Genomic DNA, 16,008 nt, shown 5'->3' with positions numbered 1-16,008 from the left:
GCTGGCTCGATAGCCCAAGCGTTCCCTCATGCTGCTTCTATAAAAGCACCGCGATCAGGTCAAGCCGCCAATTCATAAACAATACAATAAAAATCAATAATTTAAGTAATACGGTATTATTTTACCGCATATTTATTGCCTTTTCCCTGTCATGTGGAGGTATCCTGCTCATTGCTGGCCGAAAAGGCACTAAAGGCCCTTGTGAGCGCCATCCTCCCCTTTGCAGCACCCTTCCATCCATGCCTCCATCGCAATCACGCTATAGCAACCCAAGCTTATCAATATGACATACATAGTATAGAATTAGAATTGTTATATAACATAGATCTTGCGCACCTTATTTTTTCATAATAAGCCACAGACATACATAAAATTAGACACAAAAATCAATAATAATTAGAATAAATAAAACAGATCAACTTTCGAGTACCCCCTAGTCAAACACTCCACATCATGCGGAAAATCATCTGGTTCGAAGATGAGAGGAAAGACCATGGCATCGCAAAAAAGCGTTTCTGCAAACGTCTCCGCGGAAAATCTCCTTCTTGTCCAATATCGCTACTGGATGACAGGACATGCCACACGCAAGGTTTGCTATTGGGATCGCGCCTGGGACATTCTGAGTCGCGCACTCAACCCGGAGCAAGCCAAAAGCCTCTTCACCGATCTTCACGTTTTTACACGGCTGGTCCGTGACCAGGCCGCGCGTGAACTCGCGTGGCATCCGCAACCCTGCAGATGCCCCTGCCATGATGAAAGTCTGATGCTTGCGCTGATTCGTGCTTCTCAGCACGGAGAGGAATTCATTGAAACTCTTGCTGCTTCCGAACTACTTGGAACGCATCGGGTCGACGAACTCGTTCGGGCAAGCCGATCGACAGCACGATGCCTGCAATCCTGCGGACTTACTCTCGGAAATGCTCAATCCGCGGCCGTGGAAACACCCTCGCCGCGGCAAACATTGCACTGAGTTTCGGACGCAGCCTTAACACAAGACGTCCATGAACAAGAGCGCACGGCTCTGAACAAGAGGGCTGAAAGACCAGCCTTTCCAATCGATGGAGAGCAACACTCTACGAAAATCATGGACAATTTCATTTCCGAACTCTATCGGTTGATTACCAATACGTCTCTGCGCGATCCTTCGCGAAGGTTTATCCTGGACAAGGATTGAAAGCCCTTGCCACGTGGTAAATCATGGCGAGACGTGCCGATTGGAGTTCGGATGCTCACAAAAAAAGGAAAATACGGTCTCAAGGCCATGGTGCATCTTGCTGGCCGTACACCGGGGGAAGCGACACTCGTCACCGATATTGCCGTCGCCAACGATATTCCAAAGAAATTTCTCGATACGATTCTCGGGGAGCTGCGCAATGCGGGTTTCGTGAATTCCCGCAAGGGCAAGGGAGGCGGTTATACGCTTGCCCGTCCAGCGCACGAGATCATGGTCGGTCACATCATACGCGTCCTGGATGGCCCCCTTGCACCGATCCAATGCGCGAGCCACTCTTCCTACCGCCGGTGCGATGATTGTATCGACGAGAAGCGATGCACAGTGCGGCTCCTCATGCTGGAGGCGCGCAATGCCCTGGCAACTGTGCTCGACAACCGGAGCCTTGCCGAAATGCGCGCCCTTGGCGAGATGGATGACGCGAATCTCATGTATTATATTTAAAAACAATCACCCTGATTGTCGGTGGAAGCGGAGGTAACGCCAATTGGCTCTCCGCACCCGACAAGCCGTCGAGTGGATCCAAGGTAAAACAATTACCGGAAAAGTGATTTTCGGCGTGAGTTTCTGCATACAGAAAAATTCCACGCTGGCGGAACGGCCGCAATGCGCCAGTTTGATTTGCGAGGCAAATAAACCCTTGAGCATCTGCAGGCTGATCGTCATCGTCTATTTTCTTGTCTGTATCGCCTCGCTTGCTCTCATTCCCCTGAATGCCGTTGGCGCATTCGGGATGGATCCAGACCCGCTTTCCGCTTTATTTGCCACCCTATTATCGATGCCATGGTCGATCCCAGCCCTCTCGTTACTGGGCGGGGACAATCTGCTCTCGAACCTGGTGATCACCGGATGCTGTATGGTCGCGAACCTGGCAGTCCTCGTCCTGGCGTGCCGCTACCTGAACCGTGCGGTAGGGTAAAGCAACCCGAAGGATGTTCCGCACGAGCCTCGATTGAAACCGAGCCTCTCCAAAAACATTCATCAATAATGTGAGCGCCTTCTGGAAGGGGATGGTCTGCGGCAATAACTCTGGACCATCGCGACTCCTTCAAGCCGCGATGACCGCATTTGACCGCAGCCCTAAACCTTGACCTGCAGAATGTTCTCAATCGCCGCCGTGACGTCGTCAATCTCGGCCATTCCATCAACAGTCTTGAGAACTTCCACACCGCGATAATAGGAGGATACCGGCGCGGTCTGAGCGCGATAGGTCTCTAGGCGGTTCTTGAATGTCTCTGGATTATCGTCCGCACGCACCGTCCCACCCGCGGCAATGGTTTCCTGCGCGCGTTTCTCGATCCGCGAGAGCAAGGCGTTTTCATCAACCACAAGCTCTATGACCGCATCAAGATCCATTTGCTTCTGGTGTAGCATCTCGGTCAAAGCTTCCGCCTGTTTCACGGTTCGCGGAAACCCGTCGAGGATGAAACCATTGTGTGCATCAGCCTCCTCGATGCGATCGGCAACGATTCCGACCACGATATCGTCAGAGACGAGACCGCCTGCATCCATGATCGCTTTGGCCTTCAGCCCGACGGGCGTTCCTGCCTTGACGGCAGCGCGCAGCATGTCGCCTGTCGCCAATTGCGGGATATTGTATTTTTCCCGAAGGCGTGCGGATTGCGTGCCTTTTCCGGCGCCGGGCGGCCCAAGAAGAATCAATCTCATCTACGTTTCCCCCGCAATTTCGATTTCTTGATCAAGCTCTCATACTGGTGAGCCTGAAGATGGCCGTGGATTTGCGCCACCGTATCCATGGTCACACTAACGACGATCAAAAGCGATGTTCCTCCGAAATAGAAGGGCAAGGCAGCATAAGAGATCAAAACTTCAGGCAGAAGACAGATCACTGCCAAATAAGCCGCTCCGAGCACCGTAATGCGCATGAGAATCGTGTCGATATATTGCGCTGTTCGTTCTCCAGGCCGAATGCCGGGAATGAACCCGCCATGCTTTTTTAGATTATCCGCTGTTTCAACCGGATTGAAAACGATCGCTGTATAAAAAAAGGCGAAGAAAATAATGAGCGCCACATAGGCCGCCATATAGAGCGGCCGCCCATGGCCCAGATAGGCCGAAATGGTCGCTATAATGCCCGTCCCGTTCTGATTTTGTGAAAAATTGGCGATCGTCGTCGGAAGAAGAAGGAGCGACGAAGCGAAGATCGGCGGAATCACACCCGAGGTGTTCAACTTCAGCGGCAGAAAGGACGTCTGTCCTTCATAGATACGATTGCCTTGCTGGCGCTTTGGATAGGTGATCAGAACCCGTCGTTGCGCTCTTTCCATGAAAACAATGAAGGCAATGACACTGATCGACATGACCAGCACGGCAATGATTACCCCAGTCGAAATCGCGCCCTGCCGGCCAAGTTCCAGCGTATTGACGATGGCCGAGGGGAAAGCGGCGACAATACCCGCAAAAATGATCAGCGATGAACCATTACCAATTCCACGGGACGTAATCTGCTCACCAAGCCACATCAGGAACAATGTGCCGCCCATCAAAGTCAGAACTGTCGTGATGCGGAAGAAGAATCCCGGATCAGTCACAACGCCAGCCTGACTTTCGAGCCCGACCGCAATGCCATAAGCCTGAAAGGCGGCGAGAACGACCGTCAAATAGCGCGTATATTGGTTCATCACCTTTCGGCCCGCCTCACCCTCTTTCTTGAGCGTTTCGAGCGAGGGGATGACCGAGGTAAGCAATTGGATGATAATCGAGGCCGAAATATAAGGCATAATGTTCAGAGCGAAGATCGCCATGCGCTGCACGGCACCGCCGGCGAACATGTTGAAGAGCTCCAGAACGCCTTGCCGGTTACCCGTGAAATTCGCTTCAAAAGCCGCAGGATCGATCCCCGGCAGCGGGATATAGGTCCCCAGCCGGTAGATGATCAACGCTCCCAGCGTGAACCAGATTCGTTGTTTTAGTTCGGTGGCTTTTGAAAAGGCCCCCCAATTGACGTTGGATGCAAGTTGTTCGGCCGCCGAGACCATCGATAGCTCCGCTTTTGCATGAAAGCGATCCTTCAGATTCGCGATCATACCGTGAACTGTTGTCCAGAGACGTCAAAGACCAGAGGCAAAATCTGGAAGCCTTCAGGGTGAATCGCTTCGCATTCACCTCCTCCAACTCCCCACATCTTTCACCAAATTGAGCCAATGCGAAACATTTTTGCTCGTAACGGAGCAAATAGGAAACATCGCATCAAACTCGCGAGCTCTTTCGACGGTTTCCCATCGCGCTCTGCCGAAAAACTAGAATATTTTCAAAGATTTCAAACCGCGCAGCGATTCTGTCCTAAGTGAAAATGTTCCAGAATGGGGCCTCGGGTTCCTCGACGCTTTTATAAAATGCCGCATTTTCCTATTTCAATGCGTGCGTGACAAACAAGAAAAGCCTGTGTGGTGTTCGTCTCACCACACAGGCCCTAGAAGATCATAAGGGTTTTGTCCACCCAACAGAATTGCCGCATTTGCCGCAGGTCTAACCGCCTCAGGCCTCAGCCACCGGCGCAGCATTCAGCAAAGTCACAGAGCCGCCTATCTGCTCAATCGCCGCAATCGCAGACTTGGACGCTGCAGCGACCTCGAAGACAAGCTTCGTCTTGAGCTCGCCATTGCCAAGAATTTTGACGCCATCACGGGGCTTGGAACAAAGACCAGCTTCGACCAGAACGTCGATCGTCACCGGAACCGACGCGTTGATCTTACCGGCTTCGACCGCAGTTTGAATGCGTCCGAGATTGACTTCGTTATAATCAGTCGAGAAAGGATTCCAGAAACCGCGTTTCGGAAGGCGCCGATGAATCGGCATCTGACCGCCTTCAAACCCTTTGATCGACACGCCGGTGCGGGCCTTTTGACCCTTCACACCGCGACCACCGGTCTTGCCTTTGCCGGAACCAATACCGCGCCCGACACGCATACGCGGCTTGGACGATCCCGGATTATCGGAAATATCGTTAAGCTTCATCGCCAAGCCCTCACTGCCCGTCAATGATACGGATCAGATGCGCCACTTTGGCGATCATTCCGCGAATAGCCGGGCTGTCCTCCAGCGAGGAACGGCGGCCGATTTTATTGAGTCCAAGACCGATAAGCGTCGCCCTTTGCGCCGCTGGCCGGCCAATGGGGCTCTTGATCTGCTCGATCGTGATGTTTTTTTCAGAAGTCGTCATGGCTTATGCTCCTCAGCCTTCAGCCAAGACTTCAGTGTCACCACCCTGACGTCGGCTCTGAATGACAGAGACCTTCAGGCTGCGACGCGCGGCGACTGACCGCGGGGAATCTTCGCGCTGCAAAGCGTCGAAGGTTGCACGGATCATGTTATAGGGGTTGGAAGAGCCCTGCGACTTGGCAACGACATCATGCATGCCGAGCGTTTCGAACACAGCGCGCATCGGACCACCAGCGATGATGCCCGTGCCCGCTGGTGCGGAACGCAGAACGACGCGGCCTGCTCCGTGGCGCCCGTTCACATCGTGATGCAGGGTCCGGCCTTCCCGCAGCGGCACGCGGATCAGCGCACGTTTCGCGGATTCGGTCGCCTTGCGAATGGCTTCCGGAACCTCGCGCGCCTTGCCATGCCCGTAGCCGACGCGGCCCTTTTGATCACCAACAACCACTAGCGCGGCGAAACCAAAGCGCCGGCCGCCTTTCACCACCTTCGCGACGCGATTGATATGAACCAGACGGTCCACAAATTCGCTATCGCGTTCCTCGCGGTCACGACGACCGCCTTCACCTTCACGCGCCATTTTTCTGTCCATTACTTACGCGGGGACCTCAGGGTCAGACCCGCTCGCTAGGATTAAGGGGAAAAGTGCCCAGGAAACTCTCCCAAGCACTGATTGTCCCCGCCGAAGGAGTGACATAGGTGCCATCCTCCGGATTTACGCCAATTGCAAGAGCATTACTGACGAATAGGTCTCGAAAAGAGCTTGAATTTCGATCATTACACGATGTGACAGGATCGACTGGTGCCGCTTTCCAAGGCGTTTTGTAAGACCAATCGCCGTCAGAAGTTCAGACCGCCTTCGCGCGCGCCTTCTGCGAGTGCCTTGACACGTCCATGGAACATATAAGACCCACGGTCAAACACGACGTCCTTGATCCCGGCTTCAACTGCGCGCTCAGCGAGCAACTTGCCGATCGTCTTCGCGGCTTCAACCGTCGCGCCCGTCTTGAGACTTTCGCGATTGGCTTTTTCTAAAGAAGACGCTGACACCAACGTCTTTCCTTCGCCATCATCGATGATCTGGCAATAAATCTGTTTCGACGAACGGAAGACGGAAAGCCGAGGCTTGCCGTAGGCGCGTGCGCGCAGCGAACGGCGTACCCGCGCCTTGCGGCGCTCCGTCGCCTGAATGTCCTTTGCCATCGTACCGGCCCTTCGATCTAAATCTTATTTCTTCTTGCCTTCCTTACGGAAGATGAATTCCCCAGCATATTTCACACCTTTGCCCTTATAGGGCTCCGGTGGCCGCAGGGAGCGAATTTCCGCAGCGATCTGTCCGACACGCTGCTTGTCGATTCCAGTAATCGAAACTTCGGTCGGCTTGGGCGCAACAATCGAAATTCCTTCCGGAATCGGAAAGTTGATATCGTGGCTGTAACCAAGCGACAGCTGAAGGTTCTTTCCGGCAACCGCAGCTTTGTAACCGACACCCGTGATCTCAAGCTTGCGCTCAAAACCCTTCGAGACACCAATCACCAGATTGTTGACGATCGACCGCGTCATACCCCAAGCGGCTCGCGCCTTTTTATCTTGCGAACGCGGGCTGACGGAGAGCTCTTGCTGTTCGAGTTTCACGGCGACATCGTCCGGCGCCGTAAAATGCAATTCACCCTTGCCGCCCTTGATCGAGATGGCCTGGCCCTCGACCTTGGCCGTCACACCAGCAGGAATGACGACCGGCTTTTTTCCGATACGAGACATTGATCTGGGCTCCTCAGCCGTCGGTCAGAAGACCTTGCACAAGACTTCGCCACCGACATTGGCTTCCCGCGCCGCATGATCGGCCATGACGCCCTTCGGGGTTGAAATGATCGAAATACCGAGCCCATTCGCCACACGCGGCATGGCGTTGACAGCTGCGTAAACGCGACGGCCTGGCTTCGATACGCGCTGAATTTCCCGAATGACCGGCAGGCCATCGAAATATTTCAGTTCAATTTCAAACTCCGTACGGCCATTGCCATATTCAGTCGTCGAATAACCCCGGATATAGCCTTCGGCCTGCAAAACATCGAGCACATGGGCCCGCAGTTTGGAGCCAGGCGTCTGCACCTTGCCCTTACGCCGCATCTGCGCGTTGCGAATGCGTGTGAGCATATCGCCCAACGGATCGTTCACTGCCATGATCCGCTCTCCTTACCAGCTCGACTTCACAAGGCCGGGGATCAGGCCCTGCGAGCCCAATTCACGAACCGCAATACGCGACATCTTCATTTTGCTGATGAAGGCGCGTGGACGCCCGCTGATCTCACAGCGGTTGCGCAGCCGTACGGCAGCCGAATTGCGCGGCAGTTCGGCAAGTTTGAGGCGCGCTTCAAAACGCTCCTCCATGCTCAGATTGTCGTCGTTCGCGATCGCTTTCAAGCGGGCGCGGCGGCCGGCATATTGCTTGACCATCTTCGCGCGATGCTTGTTCTTTTCGACCGAGCTTTTCTTCGCCATGTCCTACCTCTTGATTCCGCGTCTGAGTCTGTTGCTCACTGCCGGAATGGGAAGTTGAATGCGCGCAACAGCGCGCGTGCTTCATCGTCGGTTTTTGCCGTGGTACAGACAATAATGTCCATGCCAAGGATGCTTTCCGCCTTGTCGTAATCGATTTCCGGGAACACGATATGTTCCTTGATGCCCATAGCATAATTGCCACGGCCATCGAAGCTCTTCGGATTGAGGCCGCGGAAGTCACGCACGCGGGGCAGCGCGATCGTCACGAGACGGTCGAGGAATTCGTACATGCGGGTCTTGCGCAGGGTCACCTTCGCGCCAATCGGCATATTCTCGCGCACCTTGAAGGTCGCGATCGCCTTGCGGGCGCGCGTGATCACCGGCTTCTGACCGGCAATGAGCGAAAGATCGGCTGCCGCAAGCGTAACCCGCTTCGTGTCATTGACGGCGTCGCCAACACCCATATTGAGCACGATCTTCTCGATTGTCGGGATCTCGAAGGGGTTCTTATAACCAAACTGCTCAATAAGCTTCGGCTTGACCGTCTCTTCGTAATAGGCCTTCAGACGCGGCGTATAATCCTTCGGCGCCACGAGCGCTTCGGCACTGGCTGTCGCAATCGACGCTACATCTCTCGAGGAAATGGGACCGGCCGCTTTCTTGGGTGCCTTGGCGGTGGTTTTCGGTGCTGCTTTGACACCTTTGGCCGGAGCCTTGCCGCCCTTCTTGTTATCAGCCATCGATCACGTCTCCGGAATGCTTAGCGAACCGAACCTTGCGGCCATCTTCAAGTATCTTGAAGCCGACGCGGGTCTGCTTGCCGTCTTTGGGATCGGCAATTGCAAGATTCGACAGATGAATCGTCGCTTCCTTCGTATAGATGCCGGCTTCCTGCTTCTGGGTCTGACGCTGGTGGCGCTTGACGAGGTTGATGCCGCGCACGATCGCCCGCTCATCCTTGGGCAGAACCTGCAGCACTTCGCCGGACCGGCCTTTGTCGCGCCCGGACAGAACGACGACCTTGTCGCCTTTCTTGATTTTGGCGGCCATTACAGCACCTCCGGCGCAAGCGAGATGATCTTCATATGGTTTTTCGCGCGCAATTCACGCGGAACCGGCCCGAAAATACGGGTACCGATCGGCTCCGATTGATTGTTGATCAATACTGCAGCGTTGGTGTCGAAACGGATCACCGAACCATCTGCCCGCTTGATGTCCTTAGCGGTGCGAACGACGACCGCCTTCATGACGTCGCCCTTCTTCACGCGGCCGCGCGGAATCGCCTCTTTAACCGAGACAACGATAATGTCGCCAACGCCGGCATATTTGCGTTTGGAACCGCCGAGCACCTTGATGCACATCACACGACGCGCGCCGGAATTATCGGCGACGTCGAGATTTGTCTGCATCTGTATCATCTTGCTTGACCTTTCTATTCAGAACGGTTTCCGGCCTCCCGCATTGTGGAGGCCGGACTGCGCCTGAAGGAGACTTCCGTCTCCTTTATGATTGTTCTCAAGCCTTCGAGGCTACCTCAAGAACGATCCAACGTTTCAGTCGGGAGATCGGCTTCGTCTCCTCGATCGAAACAGTATCGCCCACCTTGTAGGTTCCTGCCTCGTCATGAGCATGATAATTCTTTGAACGCCGCACCGTCTTCTTCAAGAGCGGATGAGTGAACCGGCGTTCAACTTTCACAACGATGGTCTTATCCTGCTTGTCGCTCACCACGACGCCTTGGAGAATTCGCTTCGGCATATTTTCTTACATCCATTATCACATTGGCCGAGCCGCCCTCAGGCGCTGGCAGCTTGAATTATTTGGAGACGCGCTGCTGAGCGGCCATCGTCTTGATCCGAGCAATATCGCGCCGGATGACACGAACACGCGCCGTATTTTCGAGCTGGCCGGTGGCCTTCTGAAAGCGCAGGTTGAACTGCTCTTTCTTTAAATTGAGCAATTCCTGATCGAGCTGATCGCCAGTCATCACCCGAAGATCGGACAAACGTTGTTTGTTCTGCATGGGTGTGATCCCTTTACTCTGCAATGCGCTGAATGAAGCGCGTCTTGATCGGCAGCTTAGCCGCGGCAAGACGCAGGGCCTCACGCGCGAGATCGGCCGGCACGCCATCGAGCTCGAACATGATACGACCAGGCGCAACACGGCAGGCCCAATAATCGGGAGCGCCCTTACCTTTACCCATACGGACTTCGGTGGGCTTCGAAGATACCGGCACATCCGGGAAAATTCGAATCCAGACGCGGCCGGCACGCTTCATATGACGAGTCATCGCGCGGCGCGCCGCTTCGATCTGACGGGCTGTGATACGCTCAGGCTCCATTGCTTTCAAGCCGAACTCACCGAAATTCAGCTCGAACCCGCCCTTAGCGGCGCCATGAATGCGGCCTTTGAAAGCCTTCCGGAATTTGGTGCGTTTTGGTTGCAGCATAATGGAAACTTTCGCAATAACTCAGATAAGGGCCTCAGGCCGCGTCCCGTTCACGACGCCGGCGTTCACCGCCGCCACCACCACCAGCATGATCAAGCTCGGCCATCTTGCGGTCTTGGGCCATCGGATCATGTTCCATGATCTCGCCTTTGAAGATCCAGACCTTGATACCGCAGGTCCCGTAGGCCGTATGTGCCGTCGCGACGCCATAATCGACATCCGCGCGCAACGTATGCAGCGGCACCCGGCCTTCACGATACCATTCGAGACGGGCGATCTCAGCGCCGCCAAGACGGCCCGAACAATTGATACGAATGCCTTCAGCACCCAGTCGGATCGCTGACTGCACCGCGCGCTTCATTGCACGGCGGAAGGCAACACGCCTTTCCAGCTGCTGAGCGATCGAATCCGCCACCAAGGTCGCGTCGATTTCCGGCTTGCGGACTTCGACAATATTGATGACAACTTCTGAATCCGTCAGCTTCGAAACGAGTTTGCGGATCTTGTCGATATCCGCACCCTTCTTGCCGATGACGACGCCGGGCCGGGCCGAATGAATCGTGACGCGGCATTTTTTGTGCGGACGTTCGATGATGATCTTCGACACGGCCGCCTGCTTGAGATTCTTCAAGAGAACCTCGCGGATCTGCATGTCCTCATGCAGAAGCTTCGCATATTCGCCTTTATCGGCGAACCAGCGGGAATCCCACGTCCTGTTGATTCCGAGCCTCAGGCCGATCGGATTGACTTTCTGTCCCATCGTTTACTCCTCAGGCTCCAGCCGGCACGCCGGTGATCTCGCGCACGACGATCGTCAAATGCGCAAAGGGCTTCTCGATACGGCCAGAGCGACCGCGCGCACGGGGGCTGAACCGCTTCATGATCATCGCCTTGCCGACATAAGCTTCGGCAACGATCAGATCGTCCACATCTAGGCTGTGATTATTTTCCGCATTAGCGATCGCGCTTTCCAACGTCTTCTTCACGTCGAAGGCAATGCGCTTGCGAGAAAATTCGAGATCGGCAAGAGCCTTGTCGACCTTCTTGCCGCGAATGAGCTGGGCAACGAGGTTCAGCTTCTGCGGGCTGACACGCAGCATGCGCGCAACCGCCTTGGCCTCGTTATCAGGAAGCCGTCGTGGTGTTTTCTCTTTCGACATCGGCTTTCTTAGCCCCTTCTGGCTTTTTTATCCGCCGCATGTCCATGGAACGTGCGGGTCGGAGAAAATTCACCGAATTTATGGCCGATCATATCTTCAGTGACATTCACGGGCACATGCTTGTGGCCGTTATAGACACCGAACGTAAGACCGACGAATTGCGGCAGGATCGTCGAGCGACGGCTCCAAATCTTGATGACCTCCGCGCGGGTAGACGCACGCGCGGCTTCAGCCTTCTTGAGCAGATAACCGTCGACGAACGGACCCTTCCAGATCGAGCGCGCCATGGATCAACCCTTCTTCTTGCTTTTATGACGCGAGGTCACAATGAACTTGTCCGTGGATTTATTGGTGCGGGTCTTCTTACCCTTCGTCGGCTTGCCCCAAGGCGTCACCGGATGACGACCGCCAGAGGTGCGACCTTCACCACCACCGTGCGGATGGTCGACCGGGTTCATGGTGACACCACGATTATGTGGCCGCCGACCAAGCCAACGCGAACGACCTGCCTTGCCGATCGATGCGTTCATATGGTCCGGATTGGACACCGCTCCGACCGTCGCGAAACACTGTCCGTGGATCAAACGTTGTTCACCCGAATTCAGACGGATGATCACATAACCCTGATCGCGGCCGACAACCTGTGCATAGGTACCGGCAGCGCGGACCATCGCCGCGCCCTTGCCGATCTTCATCTCGACATTATGAACGATCGTGCCGACTGGCATGTTGGCGAGGGCCATGGCATTGCCAGGCTTAACGTCGACCTGCTGCCCCGAAATAACCTCATCCCCCACCGCGAGTTTCTGCGGCGCAATGATGTAGGACAATTCATCATCCGCATAACGGATCAGCGCGATGAAGGACGTACGGTTGGGGTCATATTCGATCCGCTCGACCTTCGCCGGAATATCGAGCTTACGCCGTTTGAAATCAACGATGCGATAGCTCTGCTTATGACCGCCGCCACGGAAACGCACCGTGACGCGACCATTATTGTTGCGCCCGCCGGAAGACGACTTGCCCTCGGTCAAGGTTTTGACCGGCTTGCCCTTATAGAGGTTGCTGCGATCGACGATAACGAGCTGTCGCAGGCTCGGCGTGATCGGCTTGAATGTCTTGAGTGCCATTGCCTAATCCCAGATCCGCGTCAAAGCCCGGTCGTCACGTCGATCTTGTGACCCTCGGCAAGGGTCACAACCGCCCGTTTGACATCCGATTGAACCCCACGGGTTCCTTTGAAAACTTTCTTCTTACCCTTGCGAAGCAGTGTATTGACAGCTTCGACCTTCACATCGAAGAGCCGTTCCACCGCTGCTTTGATTTCCACCTTCGTGGCTGTCTTCGCGACCTTGAACACGACCTTGTTTTCTTCGGACGCGATGGTCGCTTTTTCAGTAATGACTGGCGCAACGATCACATCATAATGACGCGCGTCTTGAGCGATTTTCGAAGCACTCATTTGAAGCGAGCCTCCAGGGCATTAAGGGCGGCCGTGGTGAGCACCAGCTTCTCCCGACGCACGATGTCATAGACATTGATGCCCTGCACTGGCAGCACATCGATTTGCGGAATGTTACGCGCTGCTAGAGCGAAATTCGCTTCCGGCGCTGCGCCATCGATAATCAGCGCATTGGTGAGGCCGATCTTCTCGAAATTGGACTTCAATGCCTTCGTCTTGGCTTCTGCCAGGCTGGCATTGTTCCAAATGATGATGCCGCCATCTTTCGCCTTAGCAGAAAGGGCATGTTTCAACGCCAGCGCCCGCACCTTCTTGGGAAGGTCATGCGCATGCGAACGGGCAACCGGACCGAAGGCCTTGCCGCCACCGCGAAACTGCGGCGCGCGCGCCGAACCGTGGCGAGCAGAACCTGTACCCTTCTGCTTGTACATTTTCTTGCCCGTGCGGTGAATGTCCGCGCGTCCAAGCGATTGATGCGTGCCGGCACGCCGTTTCGCCAATTGATACCGGATCATGCGCGCGATCAGATCAACCCGCGGCTCCAGCCCGAAAATGGCATCATCGAGATCGATCGATCCCGCGGCTTCGCCGTCAACGGAAGTAATATCGATTTTCACGGCTCAGCCCTCTACCGATTCTGTCGCCGGCGCGGCTTCACCATCATTGGCAAGACGGAACTTGCCCGGTAGCGGAGCCTCTTTCGGCAGATTCTTCTTCACGGCATCACGAACGAAAATCCAGCCGCCTGCCGTCCCCGGGACAGCACCTTCAACCAGAATCAATCCGCGTTCGACATCCGTCTGAACCACCCGCAGGTTGAGCGTCGTCACTCGTTCGGTGCCAAGATGTCCAGCCATCTTCTTGTTTTTGAAGGTTTTACCAGGATCCTGACGACCACCGGTCGAACCATGCGAACGATGCGAGATTGACACACCGTGCGTGGCGCGCAGACCGCCGAAGTTCCACCGTTTCATCGCACCGGCGAAACCTTTACCGGTGCTCGTCCCGGTGACGTCGACGAATTGCCCGACGACGAAATGATCAGCTGTAATTTCAGCCCCGATCGGCAGCAATGTCGTATCATCGACACGAAACTCTGCAAGTTTCATCTTCGGCTCGACCTTGGCCACGGCAAAGCGGCTCCGTTCGGCTTTCGAAACGTTCTTCACCTTGGCGCGTCCGGCACCCAATTGCAGGGCTACATAGCCATTCTGTTCCTTGGTCCGATGACCAACGACCTGACAATTGTCGAGCTTGAGCACGGTGACGGGTATATGCTCACCTGCGTCGGTGAAGACGCGGGTCATGCCGAGCTTTTGTGCGATGACACCTGACCGCATAGTTTCATCCTTCAGGGCGCGCATACCAGGGTCGCAGTCCGCCCGATTCATCCTCGAATTCAGCAAAGACTAGAGCTTGATTTCCACATCCACGCCGGCGGCGAGATCGAGTTTCATCAAAGCATCAACAGTCTGTGGCGTCGGATCAACGATATCGAGCACCCTTTTATGGGTCCTGATTTCGAACTGCTCACGCGACTTCTTGTCGACATGAGGCGACCGGTTCACGGTGAATTTCTCGATCTTCGTCGGCAAGGGGATCGGTCCACGCACCTGCGCGCCCGTCCGTTTCGCCGTCGAAACGATCTCTTTCGTCGAGGTATCAAGGATTCGATGGTCGAACGCCTTGAGACGGATGCGGATATTCTGGCCGTTCATTGTAATTCTATGTCCTTGTCGACCGTTTTGATCCCTGGCTCACCACCTATGGCCCAGCCGGTTTCAAATCTTTCCTTCAGCCTATGCTCCAGAAGACCGTCGAGCAAAACTGAAGACCTTTCCGTCGTCAACGCCCGCCGACAACGGCTTGAGGTACGGCCGGGCCCCTGCCCGGCCGGTCCATTTTTGATATTTATTCCGTGATGGAAGCGACGACGCCGGCGCCGACGGTACGACCACCTTCGCGGATAGCGAAGCGCAGCTTTTCTTCCATAGCGATCGGAACGATCAGTTCCACGTCCATCGTCACATTATCGCCCGGCATCACCATTTCCGTGCCTTCCGGCAGCGTCACCACACCCGTCACATCGGTCGTGCGGAAGTAGAATTGCGGACGGTAATTGGTGAAGAACGGCGTATGACGGCCACCTTCATCCTTGGTCAGAATATAGGCTTCCGCCTTGAACTTCGTATGCGGCTTCACCGAGCCGGGCTTGCACAGGACCTGGCCACGCTCAACATCCTCGCGCTTGGTACCGCGCAGCAGCGCGCCGATATTGTCGCCCGCCTGGCCCTGATCGAGCAGCTTGCGGAACATTTCGACGCCCGTCACCGTCGTCTTCACCGTCGGCTTCAGGCCAACGATTTCGATTTCCTCGCCGACCTTGATGATGCCGCGCTCGACGCGGCCCGTCACCACCGTACCGCGGCCGGAGATCGAGAACACGTCTTCAACCGGCATCAGGAACGGCAGATCGACCGGACGTTCCGGCTGCGGAATGTAATCATCCACCGTCTGCATCAGCGCCAGAACCGCGTCATGGCCGATTTCCGGATTGCGGTTTTCGAGCGCACACAGAGCCGAGCCCTTGGTGATCGGAATGTCGTCGCCGGGGAAGTCGTATTTCGACAGAAGCTCGCGCACTTCCAGTTCGACGAGTTCCAGAAGCTCGGCATCGTCGACCATGTCGACCTTGTTCAGGAACACCACCAGAGCCGGAACGCCGACCTGGCGCGCCAGAAGGATGTGTTCGCGCGTCTGCGGCATCGGGCCATCGGCCGCCGAAACCACCAGGATCGCGCCGTCCATCTGCGCCGCGCCGGTGATCATGTTCTTCACATAGTCCGCGTGGCCGGGGCAGTCGACATGCGCGTAGTGGCGCTTCGGCGTCTCATATTCAACATGCGCCGTCGAAATCGTGATGCCGCGCGCCTTCTCCTCCGGCGCCTTGTCGATCTGGTCATAGGCCGTGAACGTCGCGCCGCCCGCTTCCGCAAGAACCTTGGTGATCGCCGCCGTCAA

Annotated in this window: 27 protein-coding genes; 3 read left to right on the top strand and 24 right to left on the bottom strand. The window is 55.6% G+C overall.

Annotated elements, in window-relative coordinates; genetic code table 11:
- Positions 1-493: 493 nt before the first annotated feature.
- The 3 genes from DL88_RS13985 (at position 494) to DL88_RS13975 (ending at position 2,150) form a co-directional block, all read left to right on the top strand.
- Positions 494-970, top strand: a complete 477-nt coding sequence (locus DL88_RS13985; RefSeq protein WP_034997203.1) for a hypothetical protein — start codon at positions 494-496, stop codon at positions 968-970.
- A 255-nt stretch (positions 971-1,225) separates the two neighbouring features.
- A complete protein-coding gene (locus DL88_RS13980) occupies positions 1,226-1,675 on the top strand; it encodes an RrF2 family transcriptional regulator (RefSeq protein WP_034997201.1) in 450 nt (149 codons plus the stop codon).
- Positions 1,676-1,718: 43 nt separating this feature from the next.
- Complete coding sequence (locus DL88_RS13975; protein WP_034997199.1) at positions 1,719-2,150, top strand: hypothetical protein; 432 nt, start codon at positions 1,719-1,721, stop codon at positions 2,148-2,150.
- Between the two features lie 161 nt (positions 2,151-2,311).
- Here the strand turns inward: DL88_RS13975 and DL88_RS13970 are convergent, their stop codons facing one another.
- From DL88_RS13970 to tuf, 24 genes are all read right to left on the bottom strand, one after another.
- Positions 2,312-2,899, bottom strand: coding sequence for an adenylate kinase (locus tag DL88_RS13970; protein WP_034997197.1), 588 nt, complete (start codon positions 2,897-2,899; stop codon positions 2,312-2,314).
- Positions 2,896-4,230 (bottom strand): preprotein translocase subunit SecY, encoded by a 1,335-nt coding sequence (gene secY, locus DL88_RS13965; protein ID WP_034997276.1) that lies wholly within the window; start codon positions 4,228-4,230, stop codon positions 2,896-2,898. The genes DL88_RS13970 and secY overlap by 4 nt, the downstream gene beginning before the upstream one ends.
- A gap of 499 nt (positions 4,231-4,729) precedes the next feature.
- A complete protein-coding gene (gene rplO, locus DL88_RS13960) occupies positions 4,730-5,209 on the bottom strand; it encodes a 50S ribosomal protein L15 (RefSeq protein WP_034997274.1) in 480 nt (159 codons plus the stop codon).
- A 10-nt stretch (positions 5,210-5,219) separates the two neighbouring features.
- Positions 5,220-5,414, bottom strand: coding sequence for a 50S ribosomal protein L30 (gene rpmD, locus DL88_RS13955; protein WP_034997195.1), 195 nt, complete (start codon positions 5,412-5,414; stop codon positions 5,220-5,222).
- Between the two features lie 12 nt (positions 5,415-5,426).
- Positions 5,427-5,993, bottom strand: a complete 567-nt coding sequence (rpsE, locus tag DL88_RS13950; protein ID WP_034997194.1) for a 30S ribosomal protein S5 — start codon at positions 5,991-5,993, stop codon at positions 5,427-5,429.
- A 260-nt stretch (positions 5,994-6,253) separates the two neighbouring features.
- Entirely contained in the window at positions 6,254-6,616 is a 363-nt protein-coding gene (gene rplR / locus DL88_RS13945; RefSeq protein WP_034997192.1) for a 50S ribosomal protein L18, read from the bottom strand.
- A 24-nt stretch (positions 6,617-6,640) separates the two neighbouring features.
- Positions 6,641-7,174 carry a 50S ribosomal protein L6 gene (rplF, locus tag DL88_RS13940; protein WP_034997190.1) on the bottom strand — a complete coding sequence of 178 codons (534 nt, stop codon included), beginning with the start codon at positions 7,172-7,174 and terminating at the stop codon, positions 6,641-6,643.
- A gap of 24 nt (positions 7,175-7,198) precedes the next feature.
- Complete coding sequence (gene rpsH / locus DL88_RS13935; RefSeq protein WP_034997188.1) at positions 7,199-7,597, bottom strand: 30S ribosomal protein S8; 399 nt, start codon at positions 7,595-7,597, stop codon at positions 7,199-7,201.
- A 12-nt stretch (positions 7,598-7,609) separates the two neighbouring features.
- Positions 7,610-7,915: a 30S ribosomal protein S14 gene (rpsN, locus tag DL88_RS13930; protein ID WP_034997182.1), complete on the bottom strand. Its 306-nt coding sequence runs from the start codon at positions 7,913-7,915 to the stop codon at positions 7,610-7,612.
- A gap of 35 nt (positions 7,916-7,950) precedes the next feature.
- Complete coding sequence (rplE, locus tag DL88_RS13925; RefSeq protein ID WP_084705193.1) at positions 7,951-8,655, bottom strand: 50S ribosomal protein L5; 705 nt, start codon at positions 8,653-8,655, stop codon at positions 7,951-7,953.
- The gene (rplX, locus tag DL88_RS13920; protein ID WP_034997175.1) at positions 8,648-8,965 is read right to left on the bottom strand and encodes a 50S ribosomal protein L24; all 318 of its coding nucleotides are present in this window, start codon (positions 8,963-8,965) and stop codon (positions 8,648-8,650) included. The genes rplE and rplX overlap by 8 nt, the downstream gene beginning before the upstream one ends.
- Entirely contained in the window at positions 8,965-9,333 is a 369-nt protein-coding gene (gene rplN, locus DL88_RS13915) for a 50S ribosomal protein L14 (RefSeq protein WP_034997174.1), read from the bottom strand. Before rplN ends, rplX begins: the two co-directional genes overlap by 1 nt.
- 97 nt (positions 9,334-9,430) lie before the next feature.
- Positions 9,431-9,673: a 30S ribosomal protein S17 gene (gene rpsQ / locus DL88_RS13910; protein WP_034997173.1), complete on the bottom strand. Its 243-nt coding sequence runs from the start codon at positions 9,671-9,673 to the stop codon at positions 9,431-9,433.
- A 58-nt stretch (positions 9,674-9,731) separates the two neighbouring features.
- Positions 9,732-9,938, bottom strand: a complete 207-nt coding sequence (gene rpmC, locus DL88_RS13905; RefSeq protein WP_034997172.1) for a 50S ribosomal protein L29 — start codon at positions 9,936-9,938, stop codon at positions 9,732-9,734.
- A gap of 13 nt (positions 9,939-9,951) precedes the next feature.
- Complete coding sequence (rplP, locus tag DL88_RS13900; RefSeq protein WP_034997171.1) at positions 9,952-10,365, bottom strand: 50S ribosomal protein L16; 414 nt, start codon at positions 10,363-10,365, stop codon at positions 9,952-9,954.
- Between the two features lie 34 nt (positions 10,366-10,399).
- On the bottom strand, positions 10,400-11,125 hold the full coding sequence (gene rpsC, locus DL88_RS13895; protein ID WP_034997170.1) for a 30S ribosomal protein S3: 726 nt from the start codon (positions 11,123-11,125) through the stop codon (positions 10,400-10,402).
- Between the two features lie 10 nt (positions 11,126-11,135).
- Positions 11,136-11,525, bottom strand: a complete 390-nt coding sequence (rplV, locus tag DL88_RS13890; protein WP_034997169.1) for a 50S ribosomal protein L22 — start codon at positions 11,523-11,525, stop codon at positions 11,136-11,138.
- A gap of 8 nt (positions 11,526-11,533) precedes the next feature.
- Positions 11,534-11,812, bottom strand: a complete 279-nt coding sequence (rpsS, locus tag DL88_RS13885; protein ID WP_034997167.1) for a 30S ribosomal protein S19 — start codon at positions 11,810-11,812, stop codon at positions 11,534-11,536.
- A 3-nt stretch (positions 11,813-11,815) separates the two neighbouring features.
- A complete protein-coding gene (gene rplB / locus DL88_RS13880) occupies positions 11,816-12,655 on the bottom strand; it encodes a 50S ribosomal protein L2 (RefSeq protein WP_034997165.1) in 840 nt (279 codons plus the stop codon).
- Between the two features lie 20 nt (positions 12,656-12,675).
- On the bottom strand, positions 12,676-12,972 hold the full coding sequence (locus DL88_RS13875; protein WP_156971116.1) for a 50S ribosomal protein L23: 297 nt from the start codon (positions 12,970-12,972) through the stop codon (positions 12,676-12,678).
- An 11-nt stretch (positions 12,973-12,983) separates the two neighbouring features.
- Positions 12,984-13,604, bottom strand: coding sequence for a 50S ribosomal protein L4 (rplD, locus tag DL88_RS13870; RefSeq protein WP_034997161.1), 621 nt, complete (start codon positions 13,602-13,604; stop codon positions 12,984-12,986).
- A 3-nt stretch (positions 13,605-13,607) separates the two neighbouring features.
- Complete coding sequence (gene rplC / locus DL88_RS13865; RefSeq protein ID WP_034997270.1) at positions 13,608-14,327, bottom strand: 50S ribosomal protein L3; 720 nt, start codon at positions 14,325-14,327, stop codon at positions 13,608-13,610.
- Between the two features lie 69 nt (positions 14,328-14,396).
- The gene (rpsJ, locus tag DL88_RS13860) at positions 14,397-14,705 is read right to left on the bottom strand and encodes a 30S ribosomal protein S10 (RefSeq protein WP_012384350.1); all 309 of its coding nucleotides are present in this window, start codon (positions 14,703-14,705) and stop codon (positions 14,397-14,399) included.
- A gap of 193 nt (positions 14,706-14,898) precedes the next feature.
- A partial coding sequence (gene tuf / locus DL88_RS13855; protein ID WP_034997158.1) for an elongation factor Tu occupies positions 14,899-16,008 on the bottom strand: 1,110 nt, incomplete at its 5' end.

The organism is Beijerinckia mobilis, from assembly GCF_000745425.1.
GTDB classification, from domain to species: domain Bacteria; phylum Pseudomonadota; class Alphaproteobacteria; order Rhizobiales; family Beijerinckiaceae; genus Beijerinckia; species Beijerinckia mobilis.
The sequence above is the reverse complement of the archived record's forward strand: the minus strand, read 5'-3'. Positions and strand labels throughout refer to the sequence as shown.